The following is a 21,173-nucleotide window of genomic DNA, read 5'->3' as shown; positions in this document are numbered from 1 at the left end:
TGGAAACAGGTCCGCCGGTCATCCATTGTCAGGAGTGTTCATGGTTCAACGTCATGCGGCTGTAGGGGTGGCGTCCGCGCTGCTGGCCGCTTCGGTGCTGGCGGTTCCGCCGGCCGTGTCCGCCGCGCCAGCGGCGGCGAAGGAGACGGCATCGGCGCCGCAGGTGTCGCCGCGGTCGTCGTCGAAGGTGTGGTTGTTCGACAGTCCGCGGCGTGCGGCGCTGCCGGTGTCGGCCGCGGGGGCGGCGCCGTCGGTGCCGAAGGGCACCGGCCCGGTGCGTAGCGGCACGCAGGTGTCGTTCTCGCTGACCGACCGCCTCGAGGCGAAGGTCAACGTCGGGTCCGGGAACCTGATGCTGCTCAGCACCGACCTGACGCTGCCGGGGACCGCGGGGAACGTGACGCTCGGTGCGGCGTTCAACAGCCTGATGCTGGGCAGTGACCTGGCGGTCGGGGCGCACGGTGCGGGGTGGCGGACCCGCTCCGGGCAGGACGTGAAGCTGTACCCGGCCGACGACGGTTCGGTGACCTACGCGGCCGCCGACGGGGTGGTGGGCAAGTTCACCGCCTCCGGTTCGGCCTACACCTCGCCCGGGGAGTTCAAGGCCACCCTCGCGCACAACGGCACGGGGTGGAAGCTGACGGAGCACAACAGCGGCAAGGAGTTGTTCTTCACCTCGGACGGTCTGCTGGACAAGACCGAGGACCGCAACGACAACGTCACCGACTACGTCTACAGCGGCGGGCAACTCACCCAGGTGACGTCGGACCGGGGTGGCGCGTATGCGCGTAAGGCGACGGCCACCTTCGCCAGCGGCCGGCTGACGAAGTACCAGCAGAGCGACGGATACGACGTGCTGCGGGAGGTGACCTACGAGTACGACACCAACAACCGGCTCAAGGCCATCCAGACCCCGGCGTCGGCCCGACGGTGGGCGTTCGAGTACGACACCGCCGGTGACCTGGTGAAGATCTGGACCAAGGACGACACCTACAGCACCGTCACCTACGACGGTCAGCACCGGGTCACCTCGTTCACCCAGGTCACCAACAACGCCACCGGTCAGGGCGCGACGACCCGGTTCGCCTACCCCACCTCGTCGCAGACCAAGGTCGCCGACCCCCGGCAGGACCTGTCGCAGCCGGTCGCGTCGGTGCCACACACCACCTACGACCTCAACAGCGACAAGCGGGTCACCAAGACCACCGACCCCGCCGGCAACGAGCGCTCCAAGACCTACACCCCGTTCAGCGACGTGGCCACCGACGTCAGCCCCGAGGGCGGCACCGTCACCAACACCTACGGAGCCAACGCCGGGTCGTCGCTGACGAAGTCGGCCTCGCCGTCCGGGGCCAGCGCCTCGGCGGCGTACGCCAACGCGGCGACCTCGACGAACCCGACGGCGAACTTCCAGCCCTCTTCGTCGATCGACACCCAGAGCAACTCCTCCACCTTCACCTACAACGGCGCCGGTAACCGCACCTCGACCGCCGACGCCCTGGCCGCCAAGGCCGACGTCGACTACAACACCAACGGCACCGTCAAGTCCTCCACCGACCCGGCGAACACCGGCAACCCCACCACCTACACCTACGACAGCGACAAGCAGATCACCACGCTGACCCCGCCCACCGGCAACGGCCTGGCGGTCAAGACGTTCACCTACGACGTCCTCGGCCGGATCGCCACCGTCACCCAGGGCGGGTGCACCACCACGAACGAGTGGAGCAAGGACGACCGGGTCCAGAAGACCAGCTACTCCGGCTGCGGGACCCTGTCGGACGTGACCTTCGAGTACGGCCGCGCCGGCAACCTGGTCAGCCGTACCGACTCCACCGGCGTCACCACCTGGGAGCACGACCAGCTCAACCGCCTGCACAAGCGCACCAACCCCGGCACCGCCGCGTTCGTCTACGAGCACGACCTCGCCGGCAACCTCACCGAGCTGACCGACGGCCGCGGCACCACCACGCACTACTACAACACCCGTAACTGGCTGGTCCGCACCGACACCGCCAGCGCCACCCGCTACAACTACTCCTACGACAAGGACGGCAACCGCCTCAACACCTGGTTCGCCACCGACGCGACCAACAGCGTCTACGCCCTGCGTGTCAAGACGGTCTACGACAAGTCCGACCGGCCCACCCGCATCACCGCCACCCGCAACTCGGCCGCCCCGGCAACGGTCTTCGACGTCACCTACTGCTACGCCGAGTACAGCTCCGGGCAGCCCTGCTCCACCGCCACCGCCGACGACACCGGCCTACGCCAGTGGCAGAAAGACGAGACCAGCGGTGCGGTCAGCGAGTTCACCTACGACCAGGCCAACCGGCTGACCAAGGCCACCAACTACAACGGCAAGACCTACGAGTACGCCTACAACAGCAACGGCAACCGCACCAGCGTCAAGGTCGACGGCACCACCACCCAGACCCTGACCTACAACACCGCCAACCAGATCACCACCACCAACAACACCTACGACAACCGCGGCAACCAGACCCGGACCAGCAGCCCGACGGTCAACCCCGTCACCTACAACGGCGCCAACCAGATGACCGCCGCGAACACCGGCACCTACGCCTACGCCGGCACCGACCAGGTCGAACTCACCCGCGCCGGCACCACCACCCTGCAGTACGGCTACGAAGACCAACACGGCATGCCCTGGCTCCAGTCCTGGACCGCCAGCGGCACCACCGTCTACGTCGAACGCGACGCCATCGGCACCCCGCTGGGCCTGCGCATCGGTACCACCGACACCGCGTTCGTCCTCGACGGACTCGGCACCCCCGTCGCCGCCGTCAAGACCAACGGCACCCTCGCCGCCACCTACAAGTACGACCCCTACGGCAACGCCACCACCACCGACGAAACCAACCTCGGCACCACCAGCCTCATCCGCTACACCGGCGGCATCTACGACCAGAGCACCGGCCTCACCAAGCTCGGCCAGCGCTGGTACAACCCCCAACAGGGCCGCTTCACCCAACAGGACAACCTCAGCTTCATCGGCAACCCCCAGCACGGCAACCGCTACGCCTACGCAGGGGCCAACCCCGTTACTCACGTTGATCCCACTGGTCAGTCGTGGGGAGACGCTGCTGCTGCCATCGTGGGTAACGCCGTGGGCGCAGTAGCGACGGCCGGGTTGATGGGAGCTTGCCTGGGCGGCGCGACGGTAACCATGGGATTTACACTCCTGGCCTGTGCTGCTGGCGGGGCAGTCGGGGGTGCCACGTTTGGGATGCTCGGCGGTGTCACCACTGCGCTCTTGACCGGCGGCGATCCCGAGGATGCTGCCTTCAATAGCATCTGGGGCATTGCGGGTATTGCTGGCAACCTCGTAAATTAGCGATGATGATTGGTCCTATGAAATTCAACGTGAAGCTCATGCTTACCGTATTTGTGGTCGGCCTGGCCGGCAGCGTTCTGTTTCAGGCTGTAACCGCGGATTGGCCGACAGCTGACCGGGCGCTCGTCGCGGTAACGGTGCTTGGAGGACTTGTTGCGACGCTCGTGGGGCTGGCGATCTATCGGAGCATGCGCGAGTGATTTAAACGCGATAACTTGAATGGCGAATGCTGATCCAGGGAAGGCGGCTGTCGTCATCTTCCCTGGATCAGACCCATCAACGGACGTTACACCGCCGCCTGCTCGTCCTCGCGAAGGCGGTGCGGTGCCGCCTCCAAGCTTTTCAGGTGATCGCCACAGGGATTCGATTAGTTTTGGGATGACGCGGGCATCACGTCCATAATGGGCTATGCGGAGACCGGGGCGTGTGGCTCTCGATAGGCAGGTTCTGCAGAGGAATCCGGTCCAACGGCACCCTCGCTGCCATCTACAAGTACGACCCCTACGGCAACAACACCACCACCGACGAAACCAACCTGGGCACCACCAACCTCATCCGCTAAACCGGCGGGAGGCGCTGCCGGAGTGACAGGGGTCGGCATGGCATTTATCAGCGGGGGGATGGAGGACTGCGATAACGACGGCGACTGATGGTAGGTAAATCTCCGGTTGGGCTGGCGGAAATTGCCAGCCCAACCGGGGGTGTTAGTGTCAATGGTGTTTACGAATGGAAGGCTTCCAAGTAGAATGTCCAAAAAGCCGATGCATCCGTCCATGGCGCTCTACGTCGTGATCTTCGGCTCTCTCCTGGCAGGTTTAATCACACTCGGGCTTCGTGAGATACAAGCTCCGGTATGGGTAATCTTCGCATCCTATCTGTTGCTTATCGCCGCAGTGCTCGCGATTCTGATTCCTCGATGGCCTGGCTCGAGGCGGCCTTAAGACCTGAACGTGCCCTTGACCTAGTTGTCAAGCCGTACGGTGGTGGCAGAGTCTGTGAAATCCACGCCCCGTCTTGTCACTGCTGGTACCAGCGGGTTTACCGGGAGCGCGCCCCGGGCGTCGGCCAACGCTGGCTGCACGTACCACTCCTGCTCAGGGCCGGGGGGTGTCGCCGGTATCGAAGACCCACTCGCGCCGCTTCTGCACGAACGGGCCGGCCGGAGTCAGGACAGGGCCATTGCTCTTTTCGGTTAACTGCTGGTTACGGCGGTGATGAGGTCGTGTGAGCGGCGCCTGCGGTGCACCTGGTCAGGTCATGCGCAAGAATATTGCTGGTGATCAGTGGCGTGGAGCGTTCCGTAGCGTGAACCGCTGCCCCCGTGGATGCAGAGCAAAAGAGGTCCTTGGCTGCGGCGGTGCCGAGGTAAAGGCAACGAGATGTAACGGGATGACGATGAGCTGGGTGTTGATCCGGATCGTCGGGCCGCCGGGACGGAAGGCGAGCTCGGTTGCGCATGTGCCGCCTGCGGGCGGGTTCATGCTTATCGTGACGCCTCATGCGAGGTCGGTTGGTGCTTGTGCGGGGAATGGTTGTCCCAGGTCGGATCAGCGATGCGAGCCGGGCGAGCAGGTGTGCGGGCCTCGGAGGAATCCGAATTTCCTTCGTGAGAGACCAGGACCTGGGTGGGCTGGGCAGGTCCGGGTCTGCGGGGAGCCCTTGTTGCCAGAACATCACGGTGTGCGTAGGGTCGAGTAGAGCATTGACCGATCGCAATGTGGAGGCAGGATGGACCGGCTAAAGTCTCGTACCGTGGCCCTACTGACAAGTGCCGCACTCGCCAGCCTGGGCGCCGTCGCGGTTCCCGGCGGCGCTGCCCAGGCCGGCTATTACCAATACCGCAAGTGCTCGAATGCAGTCTCGCTCTCCTTCTTTGTCGACAGCACCTCCTCGACCACGAAGTGGCCGCACCAGGTCGGATTCAACAACGAGATGTACGCGGCCCAGGAGGCCAACGGCCGCTACCACGTCTCCCTCTGGGACACCTCCGGCAACACCAACGGCTGGGTCAGCACGGCCTGGGTCCGAGCCTGCTGAAAGGCTCGCCCACGGCATCCGCCGCGGCACCGGCGCGGCCTGGACACCCACAACCCGACGACGCGGAGGCACCCATGAGTACGACCAGCAAGCGTGCGCTCGCCCTTCTGACGGTGACCGCCCTGACCAGCCTCGGCACGACCGTGGCGACCGGCGGCGCCGCGCAGGCGGGCTACTACCAGTACAGCAAGTGCTCCACCGCCAGCACCCTGTCCGTGTTCGTGGACAGCACCTCGTCCACCACGAAGTGGCCGCACTCGGTCGGCTACAACACCCGGATGTTCGCGGCGCAGGAGGCAAACGGCCGCTACCACGTCTCCCTGTGGAACGACAGTGGCGACACCAACGGTTGGGTCAGCACCGCCTGGGTCCGGCCCTGCTCGTAACCCCCGGCGTGGCCTAGCCCGGCCCGGATCAACCCAACGCCCTCCGCATCGGTGACGCACGCGCCGATGCGGAGGGCGTTGTTGGAAGGGGTGAGCCTCGGTCGCGACGCGAATGCCGGAAGCCCGAGGGCCTGAACCGCTTATCCGCTCGGCCATCCCGGCGACTCGGCCAGGGCGGCAAGTCTCACGTCGCGAACGTGGCGGTGGCCACCACCGCCGTCTCACAGGCCATCGCCCCCAGGCTGACGATGCCCAGCACCCCCGACCGGTTCGTCCGCAGCTCGGTGACCAGCCCTCAGACCACGACGAGGACGCGGTTGCTCCCGGCGTGTTCGCCGTCGGCCGGTCAGTGCCGGGTGGCCCGCCAGGCCTTTGCGCGTCGCAGGTAGCGGATGATCCCGGCTGGGCCGGTGGAGGCGGGCCAGTCGTCGGTGCGGAAGTAGGCGTCGGAGCCGCCGTCCAGGAAGATCACCGAGCCGCAGAGGAAGTCGGCGGCCGGCGACAGCATGAACGCCACCCACTCGCCGACGTCCGCCGGCTTGCCGCGTCCGCCGATCGGCACGGCCAACTGCTCGACCGACTCCTTCTCGCCCCGGGCGATCTGCTCGTCGAGCAGCGGGGTGGCGATGATGCCGGGGGCGAGGACGTTGACCCGGATGCCGGCGCCGGCCCACTGCGGCGAGATCGCGCTGCGCCGCGCCCACCGCGTCACCGCCATCTTCGAGCTGGCGTACGCGAAGGGCGCCGAGCGCTTGCCGAAGCGCCGCAATACGCGCATGGCCCTGTCGGGGTTCCGAGCGAGCAGGGCCCGCACGACGCTCTCCGGCACCATCGGGGTGAGCGTGGTGGAGTTCGAGCCGAACACCACGACCTTGCTGTTGCCGGCTGCGGCCAGCACGGGCCGCCACGCCTCGAGCAGATCCACGACGCCGAAGAAGTTGACCTGCTGCACCATGCGGTCCCGCCCCGGGATACCGCCGAGTCCGGCCGCGCAGACCGCGCCGTCGAGCCGGCCGCCGACGCGCTCCAGCACCTCGGCCGCCGCCGCCGCGCGCCCCGTCGGCGTGGACAGGTCGGCGATGACCTCGACGTCCCGCAGGTCGACGCCGATGACGGTGTGCCCGTCACCGCGCAGCCGCTCGGCTGTCGCCCTGCCCATGCCCGAGGCGGCGCCCGTCACCGCGTACGTACCCATGTCGGTTCCTTCCCGTCCGCCGGCAGCCGGTCGAGCCCGGCCAGTTCAGTCTCGCCGGATGCTGGCGCGTGGTGGTCGCTTCGGCCGGAAAGCCGGCCTGCGGCGTGGCGCCGGCCGGCGAGACTGTCGGACGGGTGCGCGAGGATGCGGCCACGTCGTACCCGGACGTGGTACGGCTGGACCGTCCACCGCGACGATCTGCTCGCGGGGCGCTTCGACCGCGTCCGGCACACCTGTCACTGCTGACATACTCGAAAGGATCATGGTGATGGCCAAGGTTGTCTCCACGCTGTTCATCTCGGCCGACGGGGTGGCCGAGATCGATCCCGACTGGCACCTGCCGTACTTCGACGAGAACATGGGCCGCGCCGTCGGCGAGGACTACGACACCGCCGACGTGCTGCTCATCGGCCGCGAGACCTATGGCAGCTTCGCCGGAGCCTGGCCCGACCGCGAGGCTGCGGGCGGGGACGACGCGGCGTTCGCCAAGCAGCTCGGAGACATGCGCAAGGTGGTCGTCTCGCGCCAGCGGCTGGAGTTCTCCTGGCGGAACTCCGAGCTGATCCAGGGCGATCTCGTCGACGCCGTCACCGTCCTCAAGGCCGACACCGGCATCAGGGGCATCGTCATCCCCGGGTCGATCTCCGTGGTGCAGCAACTGCTCGCCGCAGGGCTGGTCGACGAGCTGCGCCTGCTGGTGCATCCGGTGGCGGCGCGTAAGGGACGCAAGCTCTTCGACGACGGTGACGTGCCGTACCACCTGAGGGTGGTGGCGACGGAAGCGTTCCCGACGGGCGTGATCCGCGTGAACTACTCGCCGACCGCCGCACCCGCGAAGGTCGGCTACGACGACATCAAGGACCAGGTGCCCGCTGGGTAGCCGCCACGCCCTCGCGCTTGAGGCGTCCCGCCATGATCGTCTGCTGATAACCGGCACGACACGCCGGCAGAGTTGTCCGTGATCAGCAGACGATCATGGGCAGCCTGCGACGGGCCTCAGGCGGGCGGTTCCGGTGCCACGAACGAGCCCTTGCCCTGGTACACCTCGATCCAGCCCCGCTCGTCCAGGATCCGCAGGGCCAACCTGATCGGGCTGAGCTGTTCGTACACAGGCTTGCGCGGCATGGTCGACCACCTCTCGTCAGCCTGGCCAGAATCGCACCGGGCGCGACGCGGCGTGGCCCCGTGCCGACGTGTTGGCTGGACAGCGGGGATCGGCGGGGACGACGTTGTTGAGCCGGTCTAGGCGGGCGGTGCCGCCGCGACGAAGAGGCCGGCGCCCTGCACGCCGACGATGATGCCCTGGGCCTGGAGCAGCATCACCGTCCGCTGGACGGTGGAGACACTCGCGGAGTAGAGCTGGGCCAACTCGGCGTACGTGGGCAGCCTCGTCTCCGGTGGGTACTCGCCCTGTTGGATGCGGGCGTGCAGGTCGGCGGCGATCTTCCGGTAGCCCATCGGGATGGTCATGGGTGCTGTCTGCGTTCGGCAGCCCGATTCGACCACGCCACCTCATCGCCCGGCTTCCCGCGACCCGCAAATCCGAGGAGCCACGATTCGTGAGCTTCCTGGTGAGGACATGCCCTTCGGCCCCTATGGAGCTGCCCCGTCTATGCTCCCGCTTCCTCGATAGCACAAACGGGGCAGCTCCATAGGGGCCGCAAGAGGGTAGGTCGACCCGGCGGAGGTCGACCGACAGGGGGTGATGACGTCGGTAGGCGGGGGCATTCCCCCCGGGGCCTGCGACGGCCAGGCGGTGTCCAGCTCGGCAACCGGCTTTGGCCCGGCGGTTGGCGGAGCGGCCCAACAGTCAACAGTCAACCCGGATCGGATCTAAGCGGGCGGCTTCGGGGCCACGAACGATCCCTTGCCCTGGTGGACCTCGATCCAGCCCCGCTCATCCAGGATCCAAAGGGCTCGCTTGATTGGGTTGTCGGACGAGCTGTATTGCCGGGCGAGTTCGGCGATAGTCGGCAGCCTGTCACCCGGTTTGAGCGTGCCGCTTCGGATTGACGCAGTGACGTCATCGATGACCTGCTCGTACACGGGCTTGCGGGGCATGGTGGACCACCTCTCGTCAGCCCGTTCAGGATCTCACCAGCGCGACACGGTGTGAACCCTCTGTTGACTCTTGGTACTGAGGGTCCTAAGTTGCGATGTAGGAGGTCCTCTCGTCAGCAGCGGAGCGCCTCTGCCCCGGGCGGGGTGGCTCCTCCCGCCACCCCGCCCTCCGCCCTCCAACCCTGAGGAGGCAGAGATGCACGAGCGTCCGCATGACGGGCCGTTGCCGGCGGCGTACCCGGTTGCGGGTGCCCCGCCGCCGCAGCCCGACGGGGACCGGGTGCCCTGTCCGGCCCGCCCGGACCGCGCGACCCCTCACCCGGCGGCAGTACGCCTACGGCCTCACGGTCGCGCTGGTCGTACTCGTGCTGCTCCTGCTCGGGATCTTCGGGTGAGCGGGACGGGCCGGCGGTGAACGAGCTGCCGGTGGGCCGCCGCGTCGCCCAGTGGCGGGTGCGGCGGAACATGACGCAGCAGCAGTTCGCCGACCGCCTCGGCAAGTCGAAGAGCTGGGTGGACAAGGTCGAGCGTGGGGCGCGCCGGCTGGAACGGGTGTCCAGCCTCCGGGAGATCGCCGAGGCGCTCCGAATCGACCTGGAGGTCCTGCTGGCGGAGCGACCCGGGCGGCCGGACCCGGCAGCCGCCGGGCTGGAGGGGGTGCGGGCCGCCCTGGCCCGGTACCACGTCGAGGCTGCGACCCGGCCGTCCGACATCGCGGAGTTGCGAGCCCGCCTCGACCACGCGGAGCTGACCTACCGGCACGCCCGGTACCCGGAGCTGCTCGCCCGGCTGCCCGGCCTGCTCGACGCCGCCCGTACGGTGCGGGCCGCCCGCCCCGGCCGGGCGACCGATGACGTACTGGTCGACGTGTACGGACTGGTCGCCCTGGTGCTCGTGAAGATTGACCAGGGGGAGCTGGCCTGGCTGGCCGCCGACCGGGGGATGGCCGCCGCCGTGGCCACGCACGACCCGTGGGCGGTCGCCGTCGCCACCGTGCCGCTGGCCCAGGCCCTGCGGTACGGCGGCCGGCGACAGTCCGCGATGCAGGCCGCCGTCGTCGCCGCGCACCGCATCACGCCGCCCCGGACCGGTGACGCTCCCTCGGGCGACCCGTCCCTACGCGGGACGCTGCTGCTCCAGGCCGCCCTCGCCGCCGCCGGCCGGGGCAACGAGAGCGTCGCCCGGGAGTTGCTCGACCGGGCCGAGGGAGTTGCGGACGGGGGCTTCGGCCGGGCGGCGGTCGAGGCCGCGCGGGTGGTGGCCGAGTCCGCCCTCGGGGACGTCGCGGCGGCGATGGCACGCCACGAGCGGCTGACAGCCGGCGACGAGTGGCGGTGGCTGCCGCCCGAGCACCGGGCCGCGTACCTCGTCGACGCCGCCCGCGCGTACGCGCAGACGGGCGACATGCTCCGGGCGGGCCGGGCGCTGCTCGACGCCGAACGCACCGCCCACGGCGAGGTGCACGACCGGCCACCGGTACGGGACCTCGTGGCCGTGGTGGCACGCTCCGCCGCTGCCCCGTCCGACCTGGTCCGGCTCGCCGCCACCCTGCACGTCACCTGACCCCGGCCCGGCTGCGCAGGGGGACTTGGTGCCCGCTTCTTCCGCCAACCCATGCCGCCATTCTGCCCACCGTCGGGAAGAGTGGCCTGGCTGCCTTACCCCAACAGCGAGCGGTAGAGGTCGAGGGTGCGGGCGGCGATGGCGTCCCAGGAGAAGTGCGCCACGGCGCGACGCCGCCCGGCCCGGCCCAGCTCGGCGGTCTTCACCGGATCGGCGAGCAGGGTGTTGATCGCGGCGGCCAGGTCGGCCACGAACCGGTCCTGATCCAGCGGGGTGCCGGAGCCGTCGGCGGCCTGCTCGATGGGGACCAACAGGCCGGTCTCGCCGTCGGCGACGACCTCGGGGATGCCGCCGGTGGCGGTGGCCACCACCGCCGTCTCGCAGGCCATCGCCTCCAGGTTGACGATGCCCATCGGCTCGTAGACCGAGGGGCAGGCGAAGACCGTGGCGTGGGTGAGCACCTGGATCACCTCGGGCTTGGGCAGCATCTCGGCGACCCAGACCACTCCGGACCGGTTGGCCCGCAGCTCGGCGACCAGGCCCTCGACCTCGGCGGCGATCTCGGGGGTGTCGGGGGCCCCGGCGAGCAGCACGAGCTGGACGTCGGCCGGCAACTCGCGGGCCGCCCGCAGCAGGTAGGGCAGGCCCTTCTGCCGGGTGATCCGCCCCACGTACACGACGCTCGGGCGGGTCGGGTCGATGCCGAGCCGGTCCACCACGTCGGTGCCGGTGTCCGGGGCGTACTGGACGGTGTCGATGCCGTTGTGGAGCACCCGCACCCGGTCCGGGTCCACCGCCGGGTACGCCGCCAGCACGTCCGCGCGCATCCCCGCGCTCACGGCGACGATGGCGTCGGCCGCCTCGTACGCCGTGCGCTCGCACCAGGAGGACAGCGCGTAGCCGCCGCCGAGCTGCTCGGCCTTCCACGGCCGCAGCGGCTCCAGGCTGTGCGCGGTGACCACGTGCGGGACGCCGTGCAGCAGCTTCGCGGTGTGCCCGGCGAGGTTGGCGTACCAGGTGTGGCTGTGCACCACGTCCGCCCCGGCGCACCCGGCGGCCATCTCCAGGTCGACGCCCATGGTGCGCAGCGCGGCGTTCGCGCCGGCCAGGCCGGCCGGCTCGGCGTACGCGGTGACGCCCGGCTCGGTGCGCGCCGCCCCGAAGCAGTGCACCCGCACGTCGGCGAGTCGGCGCAGCTCCCGGGCGAGGTACTCGACGTGCACCCCGGCCCCGCCGTACACCTCCGGCGGGTACTCGCGGGTGAGCAGATCGACGCGGAGTGTTCCGGTGGCCGGGGAGGAGTCGGTCATGCCCGCACCCTAGTGCAGCCGTCCGAGTGGTGAAGTGGCACGCGGGTGGTTAGCGTCTGGTCATGGCTGACAAGGTGCTCGCGATCGTCCTGGCCGGTGGGGAAGGCAAGCGCCTGATGCCGCTCACCACGGACCGGGCCAAACCGGCCGTCCCGTTCGGCGGGATGTACCGCATGGTCGACTTCGTCCTGTCCAACCTCGCCAACGCCGGCTTCCTCAAGATCGTTGTGCTGACCCAGTACAAGTCCCACTCACTGGACCGGCACATCACCAAGACGTGGCGGATGTCGACCCTGCTCGGCAACTACGTCACGCCGGTGCCGGCGCAGCAGCGGCGCGGGCCGTGGTGGTTCGCCGGGTCGGCCGACGCCATCTACCAGAGCTTCAACCTCGTCCACGACGAGCAGCCGGACTACGTGATCGTCTTCGGCGCGGACCACATCTACCGGATGGACCCCCGACAGATGGTGGACGACCACATCGCCTCCGGCGCCGGGGTGACCGTCGCGGGCATCCGCCAGCCGCTCTCGATGGCCGACCAGTTCGGCGTGATCGAGGTCGGCGAGGACGGCCGGCGCATCCGGGCGTTCCGGGAGAAGCCCACCGACGCGGCCGGGCTGCCCGACGCGCCGGACCAGATCTACGCCTCGATGGGCAACTACGTGTTCACCACGAAGGTCCTCCTGGAGGCCGTCGAGCGGGACGCGGAGGACAAGACCAGCAAGCACGACATGGGCGGCAGCATCATCCCGATGATGGTCGAACGGGGCGAGGCGAACGTCTACGACTTCCGCGACAACGAGGTGCCCGGCAGCACCGACCGCGATCTCGGCTACTGGCGGGACGTGGGGACGCTCGACTCGTTCTACGACGCGCACATGGACCTGATCAACGTCCACCCGGTGTTCAACCTCTACAACTTCGAGTGGCCCATCTACACCGATCAGCCGCCGTACCCGCCGGCGAAGTTCGTCCACCAGTGGGGTGAGCGGGTCGGCCGGGCCGTGGCGTCGATGGTCTCGCCCGGCGCGGTGATCTCCGGCGGCCTGGTGGAGAACTCGATCGTCTCGCCGAAGGTCAAGGTGCACTCCTGGGCGCACGTCGACGGCGCGGTGCTGATGGAGGGGGTCGAGATCGGCCGGCACGCCGTGGTCCGCCGCGCCATCCTGGACAAGAACGTCGTCGTCCCCGAGGGGGCCGAGATCGGTGTCGACCTCGAGAAGGACCGGCAGCGCTACACCGTCTCCGACAACGGCATCGTGGTGATCGGCAAGGGCCAGCGGGTCGAGCCCTGAGTCACGTGTGACCCCGGCCGTCTCCGGGAAAGAGTCAGCGTCCGTCCCGTCCCTGGAGGTTGCGCAGTGGCCCACCCCCGTGCCGGTCAGCCCGCCGAGCCCGCCGACCTGGTCGACGTGCCCCGGCTGGTCACCGCCTACTACGCCGAGCACCCCGATCCGGACGACCCGACGCAGCAGGTGTCCTTCGGCACCTCCGGGCACCGGGGGTCGAGCCTGCGCAACGCGTTCAACTCCGACCACATCCTCGCCGTCACCCAGGCGCTCTGCGACTACCGCCGGAAGCAGGGCCTCGACGGCCCGCTCTTCCTCGGCCGGGACACCCACGCGCTGTCCGCCCCGGCGGCCGTCGACGCGGTGGAGGTGCTCGCCGCCAACGGGGTCACCGTGCTGCTGGACAGCCGCGACGGCTACACCCCCACCCCGGCGGTGTCGCACGCCATCCTCACCCACAACCGGGGCCGCACCTCCGGCCTGGCCGACGGCATCGTGATCACCCCGTCGCACAACCCGCCCGACGACGGCGGGTTCAAGTACAACCCGACCAACGGCGGTCCGGCGGACACGGACGTCACGAAGTGGATCCAGGACCGGGCGAACGCGATCCTCGCCGCCGGGCTCAAGGAGGTGCAGCGCATCCCGTACGCGCGGGCCCGCGCCGCCGACACCACCGGCGGGTACGACTTCCTCGCCCGCTACGTCGACGACCTGCCCGCCGTGGTCGACCTCGACGCCGTGCGGGACGCCGGGGTGCGCATCGGCGCCGACCCGCTTGGCGGGGCCAGCGTGGCGTACTGGGGGGAGATCGCGCAGCGGCACCGCCTCGACCTCACGGTGATCAACCCGACGGTCGACCCGACGTGGCGGTTCATGACCCTCGACGGCGACGGCAAGATCAGGATGGACTGCTCGTCGCCGAACGCGATGGCGTCGCTGATCGCGGCCCGCGCCGACTACCAGGTCTCCACCGGCAACGACGCCGACGCCGACCGGCACGGCATCGTCACCCCCGACGGCGGCCTGATGAACCCCAACCACTTCCTGGCGGTGACGATCGGCCACCTGTTCCGCACCCGGTCGCAGTGGGGTCCGGCCGCCGCGGTCGGCAAGACCCTGGTCTCCTCCTCGATGATCGACCGGGTCGCCGCCGACCTGGGGCGGCCGCTGCTGGAGGTGCCGGTCGGGTTCAAGTGGTTCGTGCCGGGCCTGCTCGACGGGTCCGTCGGCTTCGGCGGCGAGGAGAGCGCGGGGGCGTCGTTCCTGCGGCGTGACGGGAGCACCTGGACCACCGACAAGGACGGCATCCTGCTCTGCCTGCTCGCCTCGGAGATCATCGCGACCACGCAGAAGACGCCCAGCCAGCACTGGGCCGAGCTGGCTGAGCGGTTCGGCGCCCCCGCGTACGCCCGGATCGACGCCCCGGCGAGCCGGCAGGAGAAGGCGGTGCTCGCCAAGCTCTCCCCGGACCAGGTGACCGCGACCGAGTTGGCCGGCGAGCCGATCACCGCGACGCTGACCACCGCCCCGGGCAACGGCGCGGCGATCGGCGGGCTCAAGGTGACCACCGCGTCCGGCTGGTTCGCCGCCCGCCCCTCCGGCACCGAGGACGTCTACAAGATCTACGCCGAGTCCTTCCAGGGCCCAGACCACCTGGCCCGGATCCAGCAGGAGGCGCGGGAGCTGGTCTCGGCGGTGCTCAGCCGGGCGTGACGGGCCGCAGCATCCTGGTGAACCGGGCGAATCCCTCGGCGTCCCGCCCGTCCCGGACGGCCCAGGCCCGGGTGGCGCCGAGCGGCCCGGCGAGCGCCGCCGCGAGCCCGCCGGCCTCCGGGCCGGCGGGCACCCGCAGCGTCGGGCCGACCGCCCGGACGGTCACCGGGCCGGCGGCGGTGAGCACCCGCAGGTCGCCGAAGCCGTAGGCGGCGCGGTGGGCGGCGAAGGCCGGCCAGTCGGCGAAGCGGAGTCCGGGGCCGGCCCCCGCGGCGATCGGCACCTCCGCCCAGGAGCTGTGCGACCGGCCGGCGAAGCCGAAGCGCCGGTACAGCCGTCGGGCGCCGGCGTTGTCGCGCGACACGTCCAGGGCCAGCGCGGCGCACCGCAGCCGGCGGGCCAGCCGCAGGCCGTCGGCCAACAGTGCGCCGCCCAGGCCCGACCCGCGCACCCCCGGGGCCACCGCGATCCCGTTGAGCAGCAACTGCCGCCCGAGCCACCGCCAGTCCGCCACGGCCAGCACGTCCGTGCCGTCCCGGACGCAGCGCAGCAGGACGGTGCGGGAGCCGGCCGGAGGGGCCAGCGCGGCGGACAGGAACGCGGCGTACCCGGGCGCGTGGTACGGCACCAGCCCCGCGCAGTCGGCCGGGATCGCCTCGGCCAGCAGCCGGGTGACCGGGCCCAGCGCAGGGTCGGTGGGTCCGTCGAGGGCGGTGACCCCGGCGGTGATCCCGGCGGGGGCGGTCAGGACGGCAGACATGTGAGCTGCCGCTCCTGGTCGAGGTCCAGCATGTGCGCGGACGGGTCGAGGACGACGCCGGTGCCCCGCAGCACCTTCCCCACCGTGCGGGCCAGGATCCACAGGTCCAGCCGCAGCGACCACTCATCGACGTAGCGGGTGTCCAGGGCGAGCCGGTCGTCCCAGGCGAGGGTGTTGCGCCCGCTGATCTGTTGCAGGCCGGTCAGCCCGGGCGGCATGAGGAAGCGGCACCGCTCCCGGTCGGTGTACCAGGGGTCGTAGCGGGGCAGGAGGGGCCGCGGGCCGACCAGGCTGAGGTCCCCGCGCAGGACGTTCCAGAGCTGGGGCAGCTCGTCGATGCTGAGTCGACGCAGGACGGGACCGACCCCCCGGCAGCGGACCCCGTCGGGCAGCAGGGCGCCGTCGGCGTCGCGCTCGTCGGACATCGTCCGCAGCTTGTAGATCCGGAACCGCCGCCCATGCCGGCCGGTCCGGACCTGGCTGAAGCACACGGGCGGGCCGAACTGGGCCAGTACGAGCAGCGCGGCGACCGCCACGACCGGCGCGGTGAGCACCAGCACGGCCAGCGCCAGCAGTACGTCGACGGCGCGCTTGACCCGCAGTTGGGCGGGCGAGGGACGCCCGCTCACCGGGCGGTTCCCGATCCCCGTGGTGTCGCCAGCTCCCGGCGAACGTTCACGTTCCGACCTCCCAGGACTCGGCGGTGAATAGGCCGAATCGTGTTTCTATCAGGCTTGGGAGGCTTTCATGTGATGTTTCCGATTTCCGGTGTCATGCACCTTCCCGGCACCGGCCACGCGGCGGCGTGTCGACCCCGGCACGCCGGGCGGACGTGCGGGTGCGCCGGCGGCATCCCACCACCGGCGCACCCGTCACCCGGTCAGCGGCGCCCCGCGCCGCGCGACGTCACCGGCGGGAACCGCCGAGTAGGTGGGTCAACGACCGGGCCACCAGATCGTTGCGGGCCGCCGGGGCCAGCCCCTCCAGGCCGAAGCCGAGGTAGACGGTGTCCGGGGTGACCACCGCCGCCCCCTCCTCGAAGGCCTGCTGGCTGCGGGACCAGTCGTTCGCCCCCGGCGCGGAGCCGGGCGGCGGGCCGGCCACCGTCCAGCCGCCCAGGTCGGCGGCCTCGAACGAGGTCTCGCTGACCGTGGCGCCGTCGACGATCACCCGGGCGTCGTCGAGGAAGACGCCGAGCCCCTGGGTGCCCCAGTCGGAGACGTACGAGATGGAGACCTCGACCTTCTTGCCCGCGTACGCCGACAGATCGACCGCGAACTCCTGCCAGCCGCCGGAGGCGCCGGTGGCGGCGTGCCAACTCCCGGTGCTACCGGTGGGGGAGCAGTCGGTGCCCTGGTAGTGGGCCAGGAACGGGTGCAGCTCGTTCGCCCAGCCGGCCTCGCAGCTCTCGCCGGTGGCGGTGCCGGTGTGCCCGTTGGCGTCCGGCAGGGTGGTCCAGTCGTCGCTGCCCACCTCGTGCGCCTCGACGGTCAGGAAGTCCCAGTTCTCCTCGATGTCGTAGGAGGTGAAGAAGCGGAGCTGGGCGTTGCCGGCCGAGGTCAGGTCGACGGTCCGGGTGAGCCGCTTGTACGACTCGTCGGCCCGGCCGCTGTACAGGTACCACGCGCCGGTGCGCGGGTCGAACGGCGCGCTGCCCGGGCGGACCCAGTCCACCGTGGCCGCCCCGCCGAACTGCGGGAACTCGTCCGGCGGCAGGAAGCTCGACGTGGTCAGGAACGACGCGGTGTGGTCCTGGTTGCCGGCCGAGCCGTCGGCGTTGAGCCGGCCGGCGAACCCGGCGAAGGCCCCGGCGGACCCCTGGACCGGATACGGCGTCCCGTCGGCGTCGCCGCCCCCGCCGCTGACGTACGTGTACGCCCCCAGCCAGTACTGCTGGAAGTCGTTGAGCACCGGCAGGCAGGTGACGTCGTCCGGGTCGGTGCACTCCGGCGGGGCGTCCGGGCGGTACAGGTAGGAGCCGTTCGCGGCCTGGGCGAACAGCGCGTACTTGCCGCTGACCAGCACCTTGCCGCCCTCGTTGAGGTAGTCGCGCACCGCCAGTTCGGTGGTGAGCGCGGCCTCGGCCGTGGTGCCGCCCACCTGACCGGGGGCGCGCAGGATCACGTCGTCGCCGGTCTCCCAGACCACCGCCCGGTAGTGCGACAGCACGCCCAGCGGGTGCGGCGCGCGGCGGCCCACCGCGTCGAAGTCGTACACGTCGCTGGTGCGCCCGGCGGCGCTCAGCGCGCTGGTGACCTCGTCGGCGTACTTCGCCGTGGTGGCGTCCTGGACGGGGCTCAGCCCGGTCACGTCCTCCATCGCGAGGACCAGCACGTCCCCGCCGACGTCGGTGTGTACCCGGTAGGTGAACCGCTCGCTGGCCACCGGGCCCTTGCGCGGCTTGACCCCGGTGAACCAGACCTCGACCCGGTCACCGGGTTTCGTGCCGGTCACCGTGCCGCGCTGCTCGGCGTACCAGACGTTGTTGGTGTCCCCGTACCGCTCGCCGCCACGCCACTCGCGGACCTTGACCGTCCTGGGTCGTCCGCCGTTGACCACGTAGTGCATCCGAACGTCGCGCAGCGCCCGCCGGGCGATCGTGGCCACCTGCTGGGTCCGCCCGTACGAGGTGTCGAAGGCGTCCACCACGAAGTCCGGGGTGCTGCGGCCGACCACCGACACCGGCTCGTCCGGGTCGGCCGCCGACTTCGCCACGGCGAGGGCGAACGGCAGATTCTTGGCCACCTCGGCGGAGATCAGCTTCTCGTCGTCGGGGAAGACGAAACCGCTGACGCAGTCCTCCGGCCGCCACTGGTCGTCCGGGTCGACGGCGGAGGCCGTCTCGCAGGTGGACATCTCCGGGGTGAAGCCGAGCGTGCCGTAGCGGACCTGGGCGTGGGAGTCGGTGTCGCCGTTGGTGGTGTACAGCTCGGCGGAGAGGTCCGGGTCGTAGCCGGGCACCGCCGGGTTCGCGTCGTCGCCGGCCATCGCCTGGTAGATCACGTCATCGGGGGTGGGTGTGCTGACCTGCCAGCCGGCGCCGTAGAGCAGCAGTTGGGCCGCCGAGTGGTAGTTGACGAAGAACTCGAAGCCGACCCGCCGGAACAGCCGGTCCAGCGCCTTCGTCTCCGGCTCCGAGCCGGGGGCGGTGCCCCGGTAGGTGTCGCTGTTCGGCTCCGGCGAGGAGCCCTCGTTGTCGTACCCCCACCGGTAGCCGAAGTTGCGGTTCAGGTCGACGCCGTCGGCGGTGGTGATCCGCCCGTCGCCGTCGTTGTCCCGCAGGTTCTTGCGCCACAGCCGGTTGCCGGGGGTGAACGTGTGGTCGTAGCCGTCAGGGTTGGCCACCGGCAGGAACCACAGCTCGGTGGTGTTCAGCAGCCGGGTGATCCCGGCGTCCGTTCCGTAGTTGTCGAGCACGTGGTGCAGCAGCCGGCGGGTCATCTCCGGGGTGATCCACTCCCGGGCGTGCTGGCTGCTGGCGTACAGCACCGCCGGGCGCTTCCCGTCCGGCACCGTCCGGGCGTCCCGGGTGACCTTGACCGCGAGGATCGGCTTGCCCTGCACCGTGCGGCCGATGGTCTCCACCTTGGCCAGCTTCGGGAAGCGCGCGGCGGTGGCCGTCAGTTCGTCGCGGATGCCGCCGGCCTCGCTGTACGACCGGAACGCCGACCACCCGGCGGCGGTCTGCTCGCGCAGGGCCTGGGAGGCGTCCCGGCCGTGCACCCGCTTCACGGTCAGCCGGACGCCCTGGCCGGCGAGCCGGTCCGCCTGCCGCCGGCTCAGCACCGTCTCCACGCGGGTGGCCCCGGCTCCGTCAGTGCCGCGCTGGTCGTGACCGAGGTCGACCCCGGCCGCCCGCAGCTTCTCCCGCTGCTCCGGCGTGACCGTGCCGACGTACACCTCCAGGCCGTCGCGGCCGGCGGGGTCCGACGGTGGCCGGGCGCCCGCCGGCGGGGTCAGCGCCAGCGCGCCGACCAGTGTCAACACGCCGGCTATCGCCAGCCGTGCCTTCTTCATCCGCGCTCCTCGGTGTGCAGGGACCTGTAGCGCGAGCCTTCTGCGATGCGGCACCTATGTCAATGCCTCAATGTGTTGCCGGGTTGGCGTGGTGATGACCCGCCCGGTCAGCGGTTGACGCCGGCCGCGCTGGCCGCGCTGGCGGACCTCGCCGGGACACCGTCGGGGGCGGCCCCCGGGCCGGCGACGAACGCGCTGACGACCGGGGCCCACAACCGGTAGTCGAAGGACCCGGCCCGTTCCCGGGCGGCCCGGCTCATCGCCCGCCAGGCGGCGTCGTCGAGGGCCAGGGCGCGGACCAGCCCGCCCCGGACGTCGTCGGCCGTGGGCCCGGCGAGCACCAACCCCTCCCGGCCGTCCACGACGTACCGTCCCAGGTCGCTGGTGGAGTTCAGCAGCACCGGGCACCCGGCGGCGAGACTCTCCGGCACCTTCGAGGGGAAGCCTGCCTGCGCGTACCCGGCCAGAGGGCGCACCAGCAGGGAGAAGTGCGACCGGCGCAGCTCCGCCAGCACCCGGTCGCGGGGCACCCGGCCGAGGAAGGTGACCCGGTCGGCCAACTCCGTGAGCAGGCCCTCGTCGAGGTCCGACAGGCTCGCGGCCCGGTCCCGGTCGAAGCCGGCGATCACCAGGTGGACCCGGTCCCGCTCGGCCCGGGACAGCCCTCGCATGCCCGCCAGCACCACCGACAGCAGGTCCTTCGGCCCGGCCGAGCCGGCGTAGAGCAGCCGGACCCCCTCGGTGATCGGGGGAGGCGACACCGGAGCGGTGTGCTCGGCGAGGTCGACCTGCGGCGGTACGACCAGGGTCGGCAGTCCACGCCGGACGAAGTGCCCGGCGATCGTCTCGGACACGGCGATCACCCGGTCGGCGAGCCGGCCGACCAGGAACAGGCCCCACCGGTGCCGCAGGAAGTAGGGGGTGAGCCGGCCCCGGGGGAACTGCTCCGGGTCGTGGCGTTCGAGCACGTCCACCGTTACCGGGCAGCGCGTCGCGGCGCGCAGCACCGCCCAGGTGGTGAGGTCCCACAGGTTCACCGGCAGGTAGACGCCGGTCAGGTCGCGGGGCCGCACGCCGGCCCGCCGCAGCTCGGTCAGCACCCGCAGCGGCCGGGCACGCCGGCGCAGCCAGCGCGCCAGCGGCCCGTGGGTGCCCCCGCCGAGGGAGATCAGCCGTACGCCCGGCGGCAGGGACGGGTCGGCGGGCGGCCGGGTCCCGTCGGCCGGCCAGTCGTTGACCACGAGAGTGGGCGTGCCGGGCGGGGTGGCGGACCGGGCGAGCTGGAGCAGCCGGTTGGACATCGCGTCGCCGTGCGGGAACCGGAAGGCCGCGAGTGCGAGCAGCCGTGGCGGCGCGGCACCTGGCGGCGGGGTGGCGTCCTCTTCAGATGATGTCGGCATATTCCCCATCTTTGCGTGTCTGCGACTTGTGCCCGATAGATCGGTTTAGTGTAGGCACTCCGGCGGGGCAGGGCCCGTCTC

19 protein-coding genes are annotated in these 21,173 nt (G+C 70.7%); 10 read left to right on the top strand and 9 right to left on the bottom strand.

What is annotated here, in order from left to right; genetic code table 11:
* The first annotated feature begins 40 nt into the window (after nucleotides 1-40).
* The 5 genes from ACH4T9_RS26500 to ACH4T9_RS26480 all read left to right on the top strand — a co-directional run bounded on the left by ACH4T9_RS26500 (nucleotide 41) and on the right by ACH4T9_RS26480 (nucleotide 5,781).
* A complete protein-coding gene (locus tag ACH4T9_RS26500; protein WP_396686863.1) occupies nucleotides 41-3,358 on the top strand; it encodes an RHS repeat-associated core domain-containing protein in 3,318 nt (1,105 codons plus the stop codon).
* A 17-nt stretch (nucleotides 3,359-3,375) separates the two neighbouring features.
* Entirely contained in the window at nucleotides 3,376-3,558 is a 183-nt protein-coding gene (locus ACH4T9_RS26495; protein WP_396674047.1) for a hypothetical protein, read from the top strand.
* Nucleotides 3,559-3,782: 224 nt separating this feature from the next.
* A complete protein-coding gene (locus tag ACH4T9_RS26490; protein ID WP_396674046.1) occupies nucleotides 3,783-3,920 on the top strand; it encodes a hypothetical protein in 138 nt (45 codons plus the stop codon).
* 1,190 nt (nucleotides 3,921-5,110) lie between these two features.
* Entirely contained in the window at nucleotides 5,111-5,395 is a 285-nt protein-coding gene (locus ACH4T9_RS26485; RefSeq protein ID WP_396674045.1) for a hypothetical protein, read from the top strand.
* Nucleotides 5,396-5,469: 74 nt separating this feature from the next.
* Nucleotides 5,470-5,781: a hypothetical protein gene (locus tag ACH4T9_RS26480; RefSeq protein ID WP_396674044.1), complete on the top strand. Its 312-nt coding sequence runs from the start codon at nucleotides 5,470-5,472 to the stop codon at nucleotides 5,779-5,781.
* Nucleotides 5,782-6,127: 346 nt separating this feature from the next.
* Here ACH4T9_RS26480 and ACH4T9_RS26475 read toward each other — a convergent pair whose 3' ends face one another.
* Nucleotides 6,128-6,976 (bottom strand): SDR family oxidoreductase, encoded by an 849-nt coding sequence (locus ACH4T9_RS26475; protein ID WP_396674043.1) that lies wholly within the window; start codon nucleotides 6,974-6,976, stop codon nucleotides 6,128-6,130.
* A gap of 268 nt (nucleotides 6,977-7,244) precedes the next feature.
* Between ACH4T9_RS26475 and ACH4T9_RS26470 the strand changes: the two genes are divergently transcribed.
* A complete protein-coding gene (locus ACH4T9_RS26470; RefSeq protein ID WP_396674042.1) occupies nucleotides 7,245-7,856 on the top strand; it encodes a dihydrofolate reductase family protein in 612 nt (203 codons plus the stop codon).
* A gap of 116 nt (nucleotides 7,857-7,972) precedes the next feature.
* On the opposite strand, the gene ACH4T9_RS26465 is transcribed toward ACH4T9_RS26470, so the two are convergent.
* The 3 genes from ACH4T9_RS26465 to ACH4T9_RS26455 form a co-directional block, all read right to left on the bottom strand.
* A complete protein-coding gene (locus ACH4T9_RS26465) occupies nucleotides 7,973-8,101 on the bottom strand; it encodes a hypothetical protein (RefSeq protein WP_396674041.1) in 129 nt (42 codons plus the stop codon).
* 117 nt (nucleotides 8,102-8,218) lie between these two features.
* On the bottom strand, nucleotides 8,219-8,446 hold the full coding sequence (locus tag ACH4T9_RS26460) for a GntR family transcriptional regulator (RefSeq protein WP_396674040.1): 228 nt from the start codon (nucleotides 8,444-8,446) through the stop codon (nucleotides 8,219-8,221).
* 363 nt (nucleotides 8,447-8,809) lie between these two features.
* Complete coding sequence (locus tag ACH4T9_RS26455) at nucleotides 8,810-9,037, bottom strand: winged helix-turn-helix domain-containing protein (protein ID WP_396674039.1); 228 nt, start codon at nucleotides 9,035-9,037, stop codon at nucleotides 8,810-8,812.
* Between the two features lie 212 nt (nucleotides 9,038-9,249).
* Here ACH4T9_RS26455 and ACH4T9_RS26450 point away from each other — a divergent pair, with 212 nt between their 5' ends.
* Both ACH4T9_RS26450 and ACH4T9_RS26445 read left to right on the top strand, forming a co-directional pair.
* Nucleotides 9,250-9,432: a hypothetical protein gene (locus tag ACH4T9_RS26450; RefSeq protein WP_396674038.1), complete on the top strand. Its 183-nt coding sequence runs from the start codon at nucleotides 9,250-9,252 to the stop codon at nucleotides 9,430-9,432.
* Nucleotides 9,433-9,448: 16 nt separating this feature from the next.
* On the top strand, nucleotides 9,449-10,600 hold the full coding sequence (locus ACH4T9_RS26445) for a helix-turn-helix domain-containing protein (protein ID WP_396674037.1): 1,152 nt from the start codon (nucleotides 9,449-9,451) through the stop codon (nucleotides 10,598-10,600).
* Nucleotides 10,601-10,695: 95 nt separating this feature from the next.
* Here ACH4T9_RS26445 and glgA read toward each other — a convergent pair whose 3' ends face one another.
* The gene (glgA, locus tag ACH4T9_RS26440; RefSeq protein WP_396674036.1) at nucleotides 10,696-11,910 is read right to left on the bottom strand and encodes a glycogen synthase; all 1,215 of its coding nucleotides are present in this window, start codon (nucleotides 11,908-11,910) and stop codon (nucleotides 10,696-10,698) included.
* Nucleotides 11,911-11,972: 62 nt separating this feature from the next.
* Here glgA and glgC point away from each other — a divergent pair, with 62 nt between their 5' ends.
* Both glgC and pgm read left to right on the top strand, forming a co-directional pair.
* Entirely contained in the window at nucleotides 11,973-13,205 is a 1,233-nt protein-coding gene (glgC, locus tag ACH4T9_RS26435) for a glucose-1-phosphate adenylyltransferase (RefSeq protein ID WP_396674035.1), read from the top strand.
* A gap of 66 nt (nucleotides 13,206-13,271) precedes the next feature.
* Entirely contained in the window at nucleotides 13,272-14,915 is a 1,644-nt protein-coding gene (pgm, locus tag ACH4T9_RS26430) for a phosphoglucomutase (alpha-D-glucose-1,6-bisphosphate-dependent) (RefSeq protein WP_396674034.1), read from the top strand.
* Here the strand turns inward: pgm and ACH4T9_RS26425 are convergent.
* The 4 genes from ACH4T9_RS26425 to ACH4T9_RS26410 form a co-directional block, all read right to left on the bottom strand.
* On the bottom strand, nucleotides 14,902-15,675 hold the full coding sequence (locus ACH4T9_RS26425) for a GNAT family N-acetyltransferase (protein ID WP_396674033.1): 774 nt from the start codon (nucleotides 15,673-15,675) through the stop codon (nucleotides 14,902-14,904). The genes pgm and ACH4T9_RS26425 overlap by 14 nt on opposite strands.
* Nucleotides 15,660-16,304, bottom strand: coding sequence for a sugar transferase (locus tag ACH4T9_RS26420; protein ID WP_396674032.1), 645 nt, complete (start codon nucleotides 16,302-16,304; stop codon nucleotides 15,660-15,662). The genes ACH4T9_RS26425 and ACH4T9_RS26420 overlap by 16 nt, the downstream gene beginning before the upstream one ends.
* A gap of 277 nt (nucleotides 16,305-16,581) precedes the next feature.
* Nucleotides 16,582-19,692 carry a M14 family zinc carboxypeptidase gene (locus ACH4T9_RS26415; RefSeq protein ID WP_396674031.1) on the bottom strand — a complete coding sequence of 1,037 codons (3,111 nt, stop codon included), beginning with the start codon at nucleotides 19,690-19,692 and terminating at the stop codon, nucleotides 16,582-16,584.
* Between the two features lie 107 nt (nucleotides 19,693-19,799).
* A complete protein-coding gene (locus ACH4T9_RS26410; RefSeq protein ID WP_396674030.1) occupies nucleotides 19,800-21,092 on the bottom strand; it encodes a glycosyltransferase in 1,293 nt (430 codons plus the stop codon).
* Between the last annotated feature and the right edge of the window lie 81 nt (nucleotides 21,093-21,173).

It is taken from the genome of Micromonospora sp. NPDC020750 (assembly GCF_044334565.1).
Classification (GTDB): domain Bacteria; phylum Actinomycetota; class Actinomycetes; order Mycobacteriales; family Micromonosporaceae; genus Micromonospora.
This window is presented reverse-complemented; position numbering and strand designations above follow the sequence as displayed.